Here is a 15,021-nt window from a genome sequence, read left to right on the forward strand (position 1 = left end):
GAATCGACGCTAAAACAGATGCAACACAAGCGGAAGTAAATAAAGCTAAGAAAGACCTTGAAGATGCAGCAGCAGCGCTTGATGGACAACCAACTGATAAGGATGCATTAAAGGCAGAAATAGCAAAGGATCCAACAGTTAAGGCTGATGACAAGTACAAGAATGCAACTGACGAAAAGAAACAAGCATATGACGATGCATTAGCAGAAGCAAAGAGAATCGACGCTAAAACAGATGCAACACAAGCGGAAGTAAATAAAGCTAAGAAAGACCTTGAAGATGCAGCAGCAGCGCTTGATGGACAACCAACTGATAAAGATGCACTAAAAGCTGAAATCGCAAAAGACCCAACAGTTAAAGCTGATTCTAAATATAAAAATGCGACTGATGAAAAGAAAGAAGCATATGATAAAGCATTAGAAGAAGCTAAGAAAGTTGACGAAAAAGAAGATGCAACACAAGCAGAAGTAAATAAAGCAAAACAAGATTTGGCAAATGCAGCAGGAGCGCTTGATGGTCAACCAACTGACAAGGATGCTTTAAAGGCAGAAATAGCAAAAGATCCAACAGTTAAGGATGACGATAAGTATAAGAATGCAACTGATGAAAAGAAAGAAGCATACGATAAAGCCTTAGAAGAAGCGAAGAAAGTTGACGAAAAAGAAGGAGCATCACAAGCAGAAGTTGATAAAGCAAAAGAAGATTTAGCAAATGCAGCAGCAGCGCTTGATGGTCAACCAACTGATAAGGATGCGTTAAAAGCAGAAATAGCAAAAGATCCAACAACTAAAGCTGACGATAAGTATAAGAATGCAACTGATGAAAAGAAAGAAGCATACGATAAAGCCTTAGAAGAAGCGAAGAAAGTTGACGAAAAAGAAGGAGCATCTCAAGCAGAAGTAGATAAAGCTAAGAAAGACTTAGAAGATGCTAAAAATGCTCTAGACGGTCAACCAACTAACAAAGATGATTTACAGTCTGAAGTTAATAAGGAAAATGACGTTAAAGGTTCTGATAATTACAAGAATGCTACTGACGAATCTAAGAAGAAATATGACGATGCATTACAAAAAGCAAAAGATGTATTGGCTGATTCAAATGCAAGTCAAGCAGATGTTGACAAGGCTAAGAAAGACTTAGAAGATGCGAAAAATGCACTTGACGGTCAACCAACTGATAAGGATGCCTTAAAAGCAGAAATAGCAAAAGATCCAACAACTAAAGCTGACGATAAGTATAAGAATGCAACTGATGAAAAGAAAGAAGCATATGATAAAGCTTTAGAAGAAGCAAAAAAGGTTGATGAAAAAGAAGGTGCAACACAAGCAGAAGTAAATAAAGCTAAAGAAGATTTGGCAAATGCAGCAGCAGCTTTAGATGGTCAAGCTACTAACAAAGATGCATTAAAAGCAGAAATAGCAAAAGATCCAACTGTTAAAGTAGATGATAAGTATAAGAATGCAACTGACGAAAAGAAAGAAGCATATGATAAAGCCTTAGAAGAAGCTAAGAAAGTTGATGAAAAAGAAGGAGCTACTCAAGCTGAAGTAAATAAAGCTAAAGAAGATTTGGCAAATGCAGCAGCAGCTTTAGATGGTCAAGCTACAAACAAAGATGCTCTAAAAGCAGAAATCGCAAAAGACCCAACTGTTAAAGCAGATGACAAATACAAAAATGCAACTGACGAAAAGAAAGAAGCATATGATAAAGCCTTAGAAGAAGCGAAAAAGGTTGATGAAAAAGAAGGTTCAACACAAGCAGAAGTAAATAAAGCAAAAGAAGATTTAGCAAATGCAGCAGCAGCTCTAGATGGACAACCAACTGATAAAGACGCTTTAAAAGCTGAGATAGCAAAAGAAACTGATGTTAAATCTGATGATAAGTACAAGAATGCAACTGATGAAAAGAAAGAGGCATATGATAAAGCCTTAGAAGAAGCAAAGAAAGTTGACGAAAAAGAAGGAGCTACTCAAGCAGAAGTTGACAAAGCTAAAAAAGACTTAGAAGATGCGAAAAATGCACTTGATGGACAACCAACTGATAAAGATGCATTAAAGGCAGAAATTGCAAAAGATTCAACAACTAAAGCTGATGACAAGTACAAAAATGCAACTGATGAGAAGAAAGAAGCATATGACAAAGCCTTAGAAGAAGCAAAGAAAGTTGATGAAAAAGAAGGAGCTACTCAAGCAGAAGTTGACAAAGCTAAGAAAGATTTAGAAGATGCGAAAAATGCACTTGATGGTCAACCAACAAATAAAGATGCATTAAAGGCAGAAATTGCAAAAGATCCAGCAACTAAAGCTGACGACAAGTACAAAAATGCAACTGATGAAAAGAAAGAAGCATATGATAAGGCTTTAGAAGAAGCTAAAAAGGTTGATGAAAAAGAAGGTGCAAGTCAAGCAGAAGTAGATAAAGCTAAAAAAGACTTAGAAGATGCGAAAAATGCTCTTGATGGTCAACCAACAAATAAGGACGCTTTAAAATCTGAAGCTGATAAAGAAAATGATGTAAAAGATTCTGATGGATACAAGAATGGTACTGAAGAAGCTAAGAAGAAATACGATGATGCTTTACAAAAAGCAAAAGATGTATTAGCCGATCCAGATGCATCACAAGCAGAAGTTGATAAAGCTAAGAAGGATTTAGAAGATGCAAAAGATGCTTTAGATGGTAAAGAAACAGATAAAAATGATTTACAAGCAGAAGTTAATAAGGAAAATAATGTAAAAGATTCTGATTCTTATAAAAATGCAACAGATGAGTCTAAGAAGAAATACGACGATGCTCTACAAAAAGCAAAAGATGTATTGGCTGATTCAAATGCAAGTCAAGCAGATGTTGATAAAGCTAAGAAAGACTTAGAAGATGCAAAAAATGCTTTAGATGGTCAACCAACTGATAAGGATGCCTTAAAAGCAGAAATAGCAAAAGATCCAACAACTAAAGCTGACGATAAGTATAAGAATGCAACTGATGAAAAGAAAGAAGCTTATGATAAAGCCTTAGAAGAAGCGAAGAAAGTTGACGAAAAAGAAGGAGCATCACAAGCAGAAGTAGATAAAGCTAAGAAAGACTTAGAAGATGCAAAAAATGCTTTAGATGGTCAACCAACAAATAAAGATGCCTTACAAGCGGAAGCTGACAAAGAAAATGATGTAAAAGGTTCAGATGAATATAAAAATGCTTCAGAAGATGCTAAAAAGAAATATGATGATGCATTAGATAAAGCAAAAGAAGTATTAAATGACCCAGATGCAACACAAGCAGAAGTAGATAAGGCAAAAAAAGACTTAGAAGAAGCTAAAGGCGATTTGGATGGAAAAGAAACTGATAAAGGCTCTTTAAAATCAGAAGTAGATAAGGAAGATACTGTAAAAGGTTCTGACGAATACAAGAATGCTTCAGAAGATGCTAAGAAAAAATATGATGATGCTTTACAAAAAGCAAAAGACGTATTAAATAATCCAAATGCAAGTCAAAAAGAAGTTGATAAAGCTAAAGAAGATTTAGTAAATGCATTAAAAGGTTTAAACGGAAAACCAAATATTTCTCAAGATTCAAGAAATACAAACAATAGATTACCAAAAACATCAGTAGGTAGTGAGTCATTATTAACTACATTTATGTCATTGGTAGGCGGATTATATGTTTTCAAGAAAAAGAGAAAAAAATAAATAAAATTTTAAAATAGTTGAGGAAATCCTCAACTATTTTTTTATTGTGAAACAACAAGGTTCCCGGGTACCCACCCGATGCGAAGCATCGTGGAAGGGTGGGGTTCTTATTACGAAGTATCAAGGTTCTCGGGTACCCGCCCGATGCAAAGCATCGAGGAAGGGTGTGGTTCTTTTTTGAATTTATTTTTTAAGGTATATCTATAATATATAAAAAATTAAAAAAAATTTTATAATTTTAATAATAATTATTGTTATTAATTTAAAAATATGGTAATATATAATAGTAAGAGATAAAAAAACTCTTAACGGTATTATTAGGAGGAAAAAATGAAAAAGAAATTTATGTTATTACTTGCTCTAGTACTTTCTGTAGGTATTTTAGGAGCATGTACAAAAAAAGAAGCAAATAAAACTAAGGATGTTGATAATAAAACTGAGCAAAAGGCTTCGAAGAAAAAAGTTGTTGCTACAAGTACAATGTTAACAGATTTGGTAAAACAAATTGGTGGAGATAATTTTGAAGTAGAAGGAATGATGAAAGCGGGAGTAGATCCTCATTTGTATAAGCCAACAGCTGGAGATGTGGATAAACTTGAAAAAGCAGATGTTGTAGTTGTAAATGGATTACATTTAGAAGGACAAATGGGAGAGATTTTACAAGGATTAGAAAAACAAAATAAAAATGTAGTTACTGCAGCAAAAAATATACCATCAGATAAATTGCTTCCATGGGATGAAGAAGGTGCTGGTCCTAATGATCCACATATTTGGTTCAGTGTTCAAAATTGGAAGATAGCTGCTAAGAATGTTGCAGAAGGTTTAAAGAAAGCCGATAGTTCAAAAGCTGAAGAAATTGATAAGAATCTTGCTAAATATGAAAAAGAACTTGATGAACTTTCCGAATATATAAAGAAAAAAGTTTCAGAATTACCTGAAAATCAAAGAGTATTAGTTACTGCTCATGATGCTTTTAATTATTTTGCGAAAGAATTTGGTTTCAAAGTAGAAGCTATACAAGGAATTAGTACAGAATCAGAAGCCAGTGCAGCTGATATTAAAAAACTATCTGATTTTTTAGTTGAATCAAAAATAAAGGCAGTTTTTGTTGAATCTTCTGTTCCTAAGAAAACAATTGAATCTTTAGTTGAATCTTGTAAGGCAAAAGGTCATGATGTTAAGATAGGTGGAGAATTATATTCTGACTCATTGGGAGATGATAATACAAAGGAAAATACTTATATCTCAATGTTTAAATACAATATAGATACAATAGTTGATGCTTTAAAATAAAACTTGAAAAAAATCTCCTAAATATATATACTTATATTAGGAGATTTTTTAATTATTTGGAGGAATAAAATGGACGAAATAGCAGTAAAAGTTGAAGATTTAACCATTGCTTACTATTTGAAACCTGTAGTTTGGGATGTTGATTTGGATATAAAAAAGGGAAAATTAACTGCAATTATGGGACCAAATGGTGCTGGTAAGTCAACTTTACTAAAAGCGATGTTGAATTTAATTCCAACTTCATCTGGAAAGATTTCATTTTTTGGTAAAACATATAAGGAATTTAGAAAAGATATTTCTTATGTTCCACAAAGTGAATCAGTAGATTGGGATTTTCCAACAGATGTTTTGGATGTAGTTTTGATGGGAACTTATGGAAAACTTGGTTGGATTAAGAGACCTGGAAAGAGAGAAAAAGAGTTGTCTTTGGATTCTTTAAAGAAACTAGGAATGGAAGATTATGTTGAAAGACAAATTAGCGACCTTTCAGGTGGTCAACAACAAAGAGTTTTTTTAGCGAGAGCATTAGTTCAAGATAGTGAAATATATTTTTTAGATGAGCCTTTAAAAGGTGTTGACGCTAAAACAGAAAAAGAAATAATGAAGATTTTAAAGGAACTTAGAGATAACGGAAAGACAATCATTATTGTTCATCATGATTTAAGAACTGTTGAGGAATATTTTGATGAGGTTGTGCTTTTAAATAAATTTGTTATCACATCTGGTTCAGTTAAGGATGTTTTTACAGAAGAAAATATAAATAAGGCATATAGGGTATAGATTATGAACGAAATTTTAGATTTACTTACCGACTATACTTTTGTTATGATAGCTCTTGGGTCTGGTCTTTTAGGCTTATTAAGTGGAGTTATGGGAGTGTATGTTACGGTAAAAAAGCAAGGACTTATATGTGATGCAATCAGCCATTCAACATTACCTGGAGTTTGTATTGCCTTTATGGTTCTTGGAATTAAAAATTTGGAATTTTTACTTTTTGGAGCTTTTTTAGCAGGGGTTATTGCTGCACTCCTTATTTTTGGCATAGATTTAAAATCTAAAGTAAAATTTGATAGTGCATTGGCGATAGTTTTGTCCACATTTTTTGGGCTTGGGATTGTGTTATTAACTTTAATTCAAAGAAAAGCAAATACTAATCAAGCTGGTCTTGATAAATTCATATTTGGACAAGCTGCTGCTTTTTTAAAAAAGGATATATATTTTTTAATTGGAATAATTATTGTAGTATTGTGTGTGATTTTATTATTATGGAAAGAGCTAAAACTATTTTCTTTTGATCCGGAATTTGCACAAACAAAGGGATTTTCAATAAATGTAATGACAGGAATACTTATAGTTTTACTTGTAATTTCAATAGTTATGGGAATTCAATCAGTAGGAGTAATTCTTATGAGTACAATGCTTATTGCGCCTCCTGTTGCAGCAAGACAATGGACTGATAAATTCAATGTAATGATGATTTTATCAGGAATTTTTGGTGCGTTTTCTGGAATTGTAGGTTCTTTTATAAGTATGTACTATAAAGGACTTTCAACTGGACCAGTCATAACAATAGTTGCAAGTTTGATTGTTTTTTTTAGTGTATTATTTTCACCAAAAAAAGGAATTGTGTTTAAAAGAAAGAGAACTTTGCAAGGAGGTACTAGATGAGACAATTAGAGATTTTATTAGCTGTTAGTTTAGTTTCTGCCGCTTGTTCATTATTAGGACCATTTTTAATTCTTAGAAAAATGTCCATGATGATTGACTCTATAACACATACTATTTTACTTGGAATTGTAATTGCTTTTTTTATTACCAAAGATTTAACAAGTCCATTGCTTATTGTCGGAGCAGGATTAGTTGGAATATTTACAGTATTTTTAACTGAACTTATTAATCAAAAGACAACATTGCATGAAGATTCATCAATAGGTCTTGTATTTCCTTTTTTATTTAGTATTGCGATAATTTTGATTTCAAAATTTTTAAGAGGAGTACATCTTGATGTTGACTCTGTTTTAGTTGGAGAAGTTGCATTTTCAATAATTCCAAGAATTGAATTTTTTGGATATGAGATGTCAAAAGTTATTTTTATAATGGCTGTAATCTTCATAATTGATTTAGTTTTTGTTGGAGTATTCTTCAAGGAGTTAAAAATTTCTACATTCGACAAGAACTTAAGTATAATTTCTGGATTTACACCTGTTGTTATCTACTATGCATTGATGAGTTTGGTATCTGTTACAACAGTTGGAGCATTTAATGCAGTTGGATCAATACTTGTAATATCCTATATGGTTGTTCCATCAGCAACAGCATATCTTTTAACACATGATTTAAAAAAAATGATATTTATTAGTGTGTTTATAGGAGTCTTAAGCAGTGTATTAGGATTTTATGCAGCTTATCTATATGACCTTTCCATTGCAGGAACAATTGCAGTTATAAATGGTATGATATTTTTCCTAGTTTTCATTTTTGAACCAAGAAATGGAATTATCAGAAAAATAATAAATGAGAAGAGAAAAAGAAATGAATTTGCAGAAGTTACTATGATGCTACATTTAATAAATCATGAAAATACAGATAGAGAATGTACGGAATGTAATATTCAAAAAATTAATGAACATTTATGTTATGCAAAAAATAAATTTGAAAAAGTTTTAAAAGACATATTAAATAAAGGTTTTGCATATATTGAAAATGATATCATTAAAGTTACTGAAAATGGTAGAAAAAAGACATTAGATAAGTTTAATGAGTGGATGAAATAGAAGCTTAATGATTTTCTATATCGTTTTCAAAATATCAAAGCTTTGTTATTAAATTATTTCAAAAAATTAATAAAATTTTAAAAGAGAGACAATTTTTCACAAATTTTCTCTCTTTTTTATTTATTTTTTTAGATAGTAATTTTTAAATAAAAAATAATATATTGGGATAAATATTTTTACAGGGACAAAAAAGACCCTTTTAAAAAGTTTGAAATTTCAAAATTATTTTAAAAAACGACTTAAAATATATAGATTTTTTTAAAGATTTTGAATATAATTAATCTTGAGATATTACTCAATTAAATATATCATTTCTATTTAGGAGGATTTATGAAAAAGAAATTTTTGGCGCTTATGTTGTCAGCATTAATGATTGGTACTACTGCTTGTGGTGGAAAGACTGAAAAAAAAGAAGAAGCAAGCAAGGATATGAAAGCAAATGAAGAAGTTACAGGAAAAGTAAGAATTTATACTTCAATGTATGAAGATATAATTGCTAATATGAAACCTGCTTTAAAGAAGAAATTTCCAAATTGTGAAATTGAATTTTTCCAAGGTGGAACTGGAACATTACAAACAAAGATTGCTGGTGAAATTGATGCAGGAAAACTTGCTTGTGATATTATAATGGTTGCAGAACCTTCATATGCTTATGAATTAAAAGAAAAGAAAGTATTACATAAATTTGATATCGATAACAAAGATAAATTAGCTTTTGAATATGATAAAGAAGGATATTGGTATCCAGTTAGAATTTCTAACATGGTATTAGCTTACAATCCTGAAAAAACTAAGAAAGAAGATTTAGCTTTAAGTTTTAAAGATTTCGCTGAAAAACAAAGTCTTACTGGAAAAATTTCTATGTCAGACCCATTAAAATCTGGTACAGCTCTAGCTGCAATCAGTGGATTAAAAGATAAATATACTGAAGATTATTTCAAAAAATTAGCTGAAAGAAAAGTTGCTATCGAAGCTGGTAGCGTTGCTTTAACAAAACTTGAAACTGGTGAAATGGACGAACTTATGATTCTTGAAGAATCAGTTCTTAAGAAAAGACAAGATGATAACTCATCATTAGAAGTTATTTATCCAACAGACGGAACAATTGTAGTTCCTTCACCAATTATGATTGTAGATGAAAAATTAACTGAAAACAAGAATACAAAAGCTGCTGAAGCTATTTCAAAATGGTTTTTATCAGATGAAGGTCAAAAATTTATAGTTAAAGGCTGGATGCATTCAGTATTAAAAGATTTCCCTGAAGTTCCATACGATGCAATTAAAACTTCTGAAATTACAGGAAATAGTATCAATGTTAAATGGGAACAAATGGTAAAAGATAGAGATTCTCTAAGAAAGATGTTCACTGATACAATCGGTAAAAAATAATTATTTTTCTAGAATTTAAAGAAATATTATTTCACAATAAAAAAATATAACAGAGGGAGGAAACTCCCTCTTGTTAATGAAAGGTTTATTTTATGCAAAAGACAGAAAGAAAATTTAAATTAGATATAAAATGGATAGTTATGTTATCTATTGTTGCACTTTTACTTATTTTTGAAGTTTTCCCACTTTTATATCTATTTGTTAAATCCGTATTTCCTAATGGAAGTTTTACTTTTGAGGCTTTTAAAAGAGTTTACAGCTACGATGCAAACTTTATAGCTATTAGAAATACTCTTGTTACAGCGGTTGCAACTACATTTTTTGGAATGTTAATCGCATTTCCACTAGCTTTTTTAGTAGGAAGAACAAATTTATATGGTAAAAAAATATTTAGAACTATGTTTGTAATTACATATATGGTTCCACCTTATGTAGGAGCCATGGCTTGGCTTAGACTTTTAAATCCAAGAGTTGGAACTTTAAATATGTTTATTCAAAAAATATTTGGGCTTAGCGAACCGATTTTTAATATTTACAGCGTATGGGGAATGATTTGGGTATTAACTTGTTTCTATTATCCTTATGCATTTATTACAATTTCTCGTGCTATGGAAAAAATGGATCCATCACTAGAAGAAGCTGCAAGAATTTCAGGAGCTAGTCCTTTAAAGACATTATTTACAGTTACAATTCCAATGATGACGCCGAGTTTAATAGCTGCAGGACTTTTAGTTTTCGTAACAGCTGCATCTTGTTATGGTATTCCATCAATCATCGGCGCTCCAGGACAAATTCATACAGTTACAACAAGAATAATTGAATTTGTTCATATTGGAAATGAAGAAGGTATTATTGATGCCACTACTCTTGCTGTATTCTTAATGATAATTGCCAATTTGGTTTTATATTTTTCAACATTTGTACTTGGAAAGAAACAATATATAACTATGAGTGGAAAATCAACAAGACCTACAATAGTTGACTTAGGGAAGTGGAGAACTCCTCTTACAATCTTAGTTTCACTATTCGCATTTATAGTAGTTATTGTTCCATTTATAACAGTAGCACTTACTTCTGTAACAATCAATATGGGCAAGCCATTAAATGCTAAGAATTTCTCATTTAGATTCTGGCAACAAATGCTAACAAGAGATAGTATATTAAGTTCTACAATAAACAGTTTAATTGCAGCTTCTGCAGCAGCACTTATAGGAATTGTAATCTCTTGTATGATGGCTTATTTGTTACAAAGAACTAAAGTTAAAGGAAGAAAGCTTCCAGACTTCTTAATTACAGTTGGGTCAGGAACACCAAGTATTGCAATAGCTCTTGCTCTTATAATGACAATGAGTGGTAAATTTGGAATAAATATTTACAATACAATATATATTATGATAATTGCATATATGATTAAGTATATGTTAATGGGAATGAGAACAGTTGTTTCTGGAATGAGTCAGGTGCATCCATCGTTGGAAGAGGCATCACAAATTTCTGGAGCTAGTTGGTTAAGAATGATTAAAGATGTTACTGCACCACTTATTATGCCATCAATAGTTGCAGGTATTTTCTTAATTTTCATGCCTAGTTTCTATGAACTTACAATGAGTACATTATTGTATTCATCTCATACAAAGACAATTGGTTTCGAATTATATAATTATCAAACATATCATAGTCAACAAATAGCAAGTGTACTTGCTACTGCAATTTTGATTTTTGTATTGGTAGTAAACTGGATTTTAAATAAGATTACAAAAGGTAAGTTTTCAATTTAGGAGGAAAAATGTCAACTATTACGATAAAAGAAATAAGCAAATCTTTTGGTGATGTAGAAGTTTTAAAACCTTTTACAGAAACATTTAAAGATGGAGAATTTATAACTTTATTAGGACCTTCAGGTTGTGGAAAAACAACAATGTTAAGACTAATTGCTGGTTTTGAAAAACCAACAAGTGGAGAAATTCTAATAGGGGATAAAGTTGTATCAGGAGGAAAAACATTCCTTCCTCCCGAAAAAAGAGGAATAGGAATGGTATTTCAATCATATGCAGTTTGGCCTCATATGAATGTTTTTGATAATGTTGCCTATCCATTAAAAATAGCAGGTGTTAAGAAAGAAGAAATAAAAGAAAGAGTTGAAAAAGTTTTAGAAATAGTTCACTTATCTCAATATAAAGATAGAGAACCATCAGAACTTTCCGGTGGACAACAACAAAGAGTTGCTCTTGGACGTGCTTTAATTTCTAGACCAAAATTACTTTTACTTGATGAACCTCTTTCAAACTTGGACGCAAAACTTAGAGAAGAAATGCGTTTTGAAATAAAGGAAATTCAAAAAAGACTTGGAATTACAGTTGTATATGTAACTCATGATCAAATTGAAGCTATGACAATGAGTGATAAAATTATCTTGATTAATAAGGGTGTTGTTCAACAAATAGGAACTCCAGAAGAAATTTACAGAAATCCTGTAAATCCTTTTGTTGCAAACTTTGTGGGTCGTGTTAATTTCATTAAAGGAGTTGCAAAAGACGGCTTTGTTGAACTTGCAGATACTGGAAAGAAATTGCCATATGATGGAGATAAGACTGGTAATGTTATTGTTGCAATAAGACCTGAAGCCCTTAGAATTGATGAAAAAGATGGAACTATTGATGCTAAACTTGTAAGCCAATTCTATCTTGGAGATGTTAATGATTGTAAGGTAGATTTAGGAAATGACAATGTAGTCAGAGTTATCGACCATGTTGAAACTTATGGAGTTTATGAAGAAAAAGCAGATATCAAATTAAGAATTAAAAACTTTATGGTATTTGACGATGACGGAAAAGATTACACTAAAATAATAACATAAAAATTAATTTTAAAGCTATTGAATTTTTTCAATAGCTTTTTTGTGTATTATTTTCAATTTGATTTTTGTGTTTTAATGTAATATAATAAATTATAGAGATAAGAAGGGATGTGAATATATGGAAACTGTAAGATTATATACTAGACAAGATATTAGATCTTTAAAAGAAATTGAAGAGAAAGGTTATTTTACGAATAAAATTTCTTATGTCAAAGAAAATTTTGGAGTGATTTCTGACTATATTTTAGGTTGTTATAATTATTTTGTAAAAGAGGCGAGTAAAAGAGTACCAAAGCCTGATGAAGTTGAAATGCCTGTTTGGTGTGGAGTTAGCAATAAAAATTGTATGCCTCCAATAGAAAATTCGGTTTTATATGTTTTAGATGTTCCAAAAGATGAGGTAATCTATTTTGACGGAGTTAAATGGGATTATGTACTCAATCATCATTATATCCCTTTGAATGAAGAAGATGATAAAAAGTATAAAAAAAGATTAAAAGAAAAAGGGATAGATAACGGATTTGAGTTTTTTGAGGGAAAGTATAAGAATGTTTTTCCAGAAGAAAGACAAATAGTTATAGACAGTTGGGCTAGAATATTCGATATTGATGAATGGAATATTTACAGAGTTCAAGCAAACATTTGGAAAATAAAAAAAGAGTGGATTTTTGCTTTGGTAAAAAAAGGAGATATTATTCCTTAAATTTAACTGTGAATATAATAAATAATTATTTTAGAATTTTTGGAAAATGATATAATGTACATATTTTAGGTTAGACTTTGAATAATTTCAAGGAGGATATTATGAAAAAATTTTTTAGAAAATTAGCTTTGATTTTGCCGGTTTTTATTGCTTTTTCCGGTTGTTCTAAAAGTTCTAAAGTTAATGACGATAATGCAAATAAGCAAGTAGTTAGAAAGGCAAGTAAAGAGGTTGAAAAAATTTGTGGATATTATTATGCGTATGATTCACAAATTGTTTTAGATAATGGTGAATATTATGGTGTGCCTTGTATGTATTATAAGGCTAAACCTATAGACTTTGATAAATGTTCAAAAGAATCTGTTAAAAAACTTCGTGGAGATTTTACGGATGATGGAAACTTTTTAGAGCCGACAATTTTTGAAGAAGGCGGAAAAAAGTATTTAACAGCTAATTTTTTCCCTGAAAAGAAGTTTTGGATAAAAGATGAAAAAACCATTGTTGATGTTGAAACGAATACGGAATATAAAAAGGGTGACCCTGAATAAATATGTAAAATTAATTAAACAACTAATGGTTTTTTGCCATTAGTTGTTTTTTTAAAAATAATGGATAATTTTTTTGCCCTTATTATTTTATATTTAGTATTTTAAAGTTAGTAGGATGTTATGAAAAAATATTTAAAATATTATTAAAAATTTTAAAAAGGGTCTGTCGGTTGATTTCGACAGACCATTTTTTATGTAATATAAACTTAAATTATATTAAATAAATTTTCACATTTTAAATAATTAATAAAGAATATTGACAAAAAGATTTTTTTGTGTTCTAATTCTTATGTAATATTAAATTGAAAGGAGAAAAAATGAATATAAGAACAAAAGATCTTACTTTAGCAGCCCTATTTAGTGCATTAATTGCTGTTGGAGCATTTATAAAGATTCCATTTTTCATTGTTCCTATTACATTACAAACTCTGTTTGTAGTTCTATCAGGATTAGTACTTGAACGTAAATTTGCTGTATTAAGTGTAATTGTATATTTGATGATTGGACTTGCTGGTTTTCCAGTGTTTGCAAATGGTGGAGGAATTAATTATATTTTTAGTCCAACTTTTGGTTATTTAGTAGCATTTGCTTTTGCGACATATTTTATTGCAAGTTTTAAGGAAAAAAATATATTTTTAGCTACTGGAATTGGAATTTTAATTATTTACATCATTGGTATGTTGTATTTTGTATTTTTACAATATGCTCTTAATGGAAAAGTGTATTCAATAAGCTTTTTATTGTATAATTTATTTTTAATATTCTTACCAGGAGATATACTTTCTTGTGTAGTTGCAATCATTGGATATAGAAAGATACTTAAAATAATGAAATAAATTTTTAAAGACAACAATTTTTAATTGTTGTTTTTTTATTGCAGTGTAGAGAATTTTTAAATTTAATTATTTTAAAATATACGATTTTATTTGTTTTTTGTAACATTTTGTTAAAAATTTTTTATAAACTTGCAAAAAACTTGACTTTACAAAACAAATAATATATAATTTGACTGTCAAAAGATTGACTATCAAATATTTGATAATCAAAATAAAAAAGGAGATTAAATTATGTTAGAAAAAGTTAAAGAAATTTTAGTTGAATCATTAAATATCGAAGGAAGTGAAGTAGTTCCATCTGCAAGATTAAATGAAGATTTAGGAATTGATTCTTTATCATCAATAGAACTTGCATTAGAATTAGAATCAGCATTCGATGTAAAGATTGAAGATGAAGAACTTGTAAAATTACAAACAGTTCAAGATGTAATAGATATAATAGAGTCAAAAACTAAGTAGTAAGCTACAAAGAGTAGCTTACTTAATTTTTAGGGAGAAATTTATGGATATAGAAAAAATAAATAATATTGTTGAATTGTTTAAAAATTCAGGATTAGATGAAATGACTTTAGAACTTAAAGATTTTAAAATCAATTTAAAGAATAATAAAGTTGAATATGTTGCTAAGGAATTTGTTAATGTTGTTGAAAAGAGTAGTCCTGTAAAAGTTGAAAAAGTTGAAGAACAAGTTAATGATGTTAAAGGAGAATGGATTAAAGCTCCTTTTGTTGGAACTTTTTATGCAGCACCAAGTGCTAATGAAGCTCCATATGTAAAAGTTGGTCAAAAGATAAATAAAGGCGATGTTATTTGCATATTAGAGGCAATGAAAGTTATGAACGAGATAAAGTCCAACAAGAGTGGAACTGTACTTGAAATTAAAGCACAAAATGGAAATATGGTTGAATATGATGAGGAGCTTATCTTAATAGGAGATTAAA

General features: G+C 30.1%; 13 protein-coding genes. All 13 read left to right on the forward strand.

Annotated elements, in window-relative coordinates:
- Nucleotides 1-3,680, forward strand: a 3,680-nt coding sequence (locus LW893_RS04735; RefSeq protein WP_233056085.1) for a hypothetical protein, incomplete at its 5' end; no start/stop codon positions are given.
- 330 nt (nucleotides 3,681-4,010) lie between these two features.
- On the forward strand, nucleotides 4,011-4,973 hold the full coding sequence (locus LW893_RS04740; protein WP_233056087.1) for a metal ABC transporter solute-binding protein, Zn/Mn family: 963 nt from the start codon (nucleotides 4,011-4,013) through the stop codon (nucleotides 4,971-4,973).
- A 69-nt stretch (nucleotides 4,974-5,042) separates the two neighbouring features.
- Entirely contained in the window at nucleotides 5,043-5,753 is a 711-nt protein-coding gene (locus LW893_RS04745; RefSeq protein WP_233056088.1) for a metal ABC transporter ATP-binding protein, read from the forward strand.
- Nucleotides 5,754-5,756: 3 nt separating this feature from the next.
- Nucleotides 5,757-6,641: a metal ABC transporter permease gene (locus tag LW893_RS04750; protein WP_233056089.1), complete on the forward strand. Its 885-nt coding sequence runs from the start codon at nucleotides 5,757-5,759 to the stop codon at nucleotides 6,639-6,641.
- Nucleotides 6,638-7,747 (forward strand): metal ABC transporter permease, encoded by a 1,110-nt coding sequence (locus tag LW893_RS04755; RefSeq protein ID WP_233056090.1) that lies wholly within the window; start codon nucleotides 6,638-6,640, stop codon nucleotides 7,745-7,747. Before LW893_RS04750 ends, LW893_RS04755 begins: the two co-directional genes overlap by 4 nt.
- A 330-nt stretch (nucleotides 7,748-8,077) precedes the next feature.
- Nucleotides 8,078-9,136 (forward strand): ABC transporter substrate-binding protein, encoded by a 1,059-nt coding sequence (locus tag LW893_RS04760; RefSeq protein ID WP_233056092.1) that lies wholly within the window; start codon nucleotides 8,078-8,080, stop codon nucleotides 9,134-9,136.
- Between the two features lie 92 nt (nucleotides 9,137-9,228).
- Nucleotides 9,229-10,914 (forward strand): ABC transporter permease, encoded by a 1,686-nt coding sequence (locus LW893_RS04765; protein ID WP_233056094.1) that lies wholly within the window; start codon nucleotides 9,229-9,231, stop codon nucleotides 10,912-10,914.
- A gap of 8 nt (nucleotides 10,915-10,922) precedes the next feature.
- Complete coding sequence (locus tag LW893_RS04770) at nucleotides 10,923-11,993, forward strand: ABC transporter ATP-binding protein (RefSeq protein WP_233056095.1); 1,071 nt, start codon at nucleotides 10,923-10,925, stop codon at nucleotides 11,991-11,993.
- 118 nt (nucleotides 11,994-12,111) lie between these two features.
- Entirely contained in the window at nucleotides 12,112-12,696 is a 585-nt protein-coding gene (locus LW893_RS04775) for a DUF3841 domain-containing protein (protein WP_233056097.1), read from the forward strand.
- Nucleotides 12,697-12,797: 101 nt separating this feature from the next.
- Nucleotides 12,798-13,244 (forward strand): hypothetical protein, encoded by a 447-nt coding sequence (locus tag LW893_RS04780; protein ID WP_233056098.1) that lies wholly within the window; start codon nucleotides 12,798-12,800, stop codon nucleotides 13,242-13,244.
- A gap of 317 nt (nucleotides 13,245-13,561) precedes the next feature.
- Complete coding sequence (locus LW893_RS04785; RefSeq protein WP_233056099.1) at nucleotides 13,562-14,080, forward strand: biotin transporter BioY; 519 nt, start codon at nucleotides 13,562-13,564, stop codon at nucleotides 14,078-14,080.
- A gap of 231 nt (nucleotides 14,081-14,311) precedes the next feature.
- A complete protein-coding gene (locus LW893_RS04790; protein ID WP_233056100.1) occupies nucleotides 14,312-14,539 on the forward strand; it encodes an acyl carrier protein in 228 nt (75 codons plus the stop codon).
- 43 nt (nucleotides 14,540-14,582) lie between these two features.
- A complete protein-coding gene (accB, locus tag LW893_RS04795; RefSeq protein ID WP_233056101.1) occupies nucleotides 14,583-15,020 on the forward strand; it encodes an acetyl-CoA carboxylase biotin carboxyl carrier protein in 438 nt (145 codons plus the stop codon).
- The last annotated feature ends 1 nt before the right edge of the window (nucleotide 15,021 follow it).

Origin of the sequence: Parvimonas micra (assembly GCF_021300775.1) — a bacterium.
GTDB lineage: Bacteria > Bacillota > Clostridia > Tissierellales > Peptoniphilaceae > Parvimonas.

Coding starts and splice junctions, on each gene's coding strand:
- LW893_RS04740 (WP_233056087.1), top strand. CDS start 4,011: ATGAAAAAGAAATTTATGTTATTACTTGCTCTAGTACTTTCTGTAGGT.
- LW893_RS04745 (WP_233056088.1), top strand. CDS start 5,043: ATGGACGAAATAGCAGTAAAAGTTGAAGATTTAACCATTGCTTACTAT.
- LW893_RS04750 (WP_233056089.1), top strand. CDS start 5,757: ATGAACGAAATTTTAGATTTACTTACCGACTATACTTTTGTTATGATA.
- LW893_RS04755 (WP_233056090.1), top strand. CDS start 6,638: ATGAGACAATTAGAGATTTTATTAGCTGTTAGTTTAGTTTCTGCCGCT.
- LW893_RS04760 (WP_233056092.1), top strand. CDS start 8,078: ATGAAAAAGAAATTTTTGGCGCTTATGTTGTCAGCATTAATGATTGGT.
- LW893_RS04765 (WP_233056094.1), top strand. CDS start 9,229: ATGCAAAAGACAGAAAGAAAATTTAAATTAGATATAAAATGGATAGTT.
- LW893_RS04770 (WP_233056095.1), top strand. CDS start 10,923: ATGTCAACTATTACGATAAAAGAAATAAGCAAATCTTTTGGTGATGTA.
- LW893_RS04775 (WP_233056097.1), top strand. CDS start 12,112: ATGGAAACTGTAAGATTATATACTAGACAAGATATTAGATCTTTAAAA.
- LW893_RS04780 (WP_233056098.1), top strand. CDS start 12,798: ATGAAAAAATTTTTTAGAAAATTAGCTTTGATTTTGCCGGTTTTTATT.
- LW893_RS04785 (WP_233056099.1), top strand. CDS start 13,562: ATGAATATAAGAACAAAAGATCTTACTTTAGCAGCCCTATTTAGTGCA.
- LW893_RS04790 (WP_233056100.1), top strand. CDS start 14,312: ATGTTAGAAAAAGTTAAAGAAATTTTAGTTGAATCATTAAATATCGAA.
- accB (WP_233056101.1), top strand. CDS start 14,583: ATGGATATAGAAAAAATAAATAATATTGTTGAATTGTTTAAAAATTCA.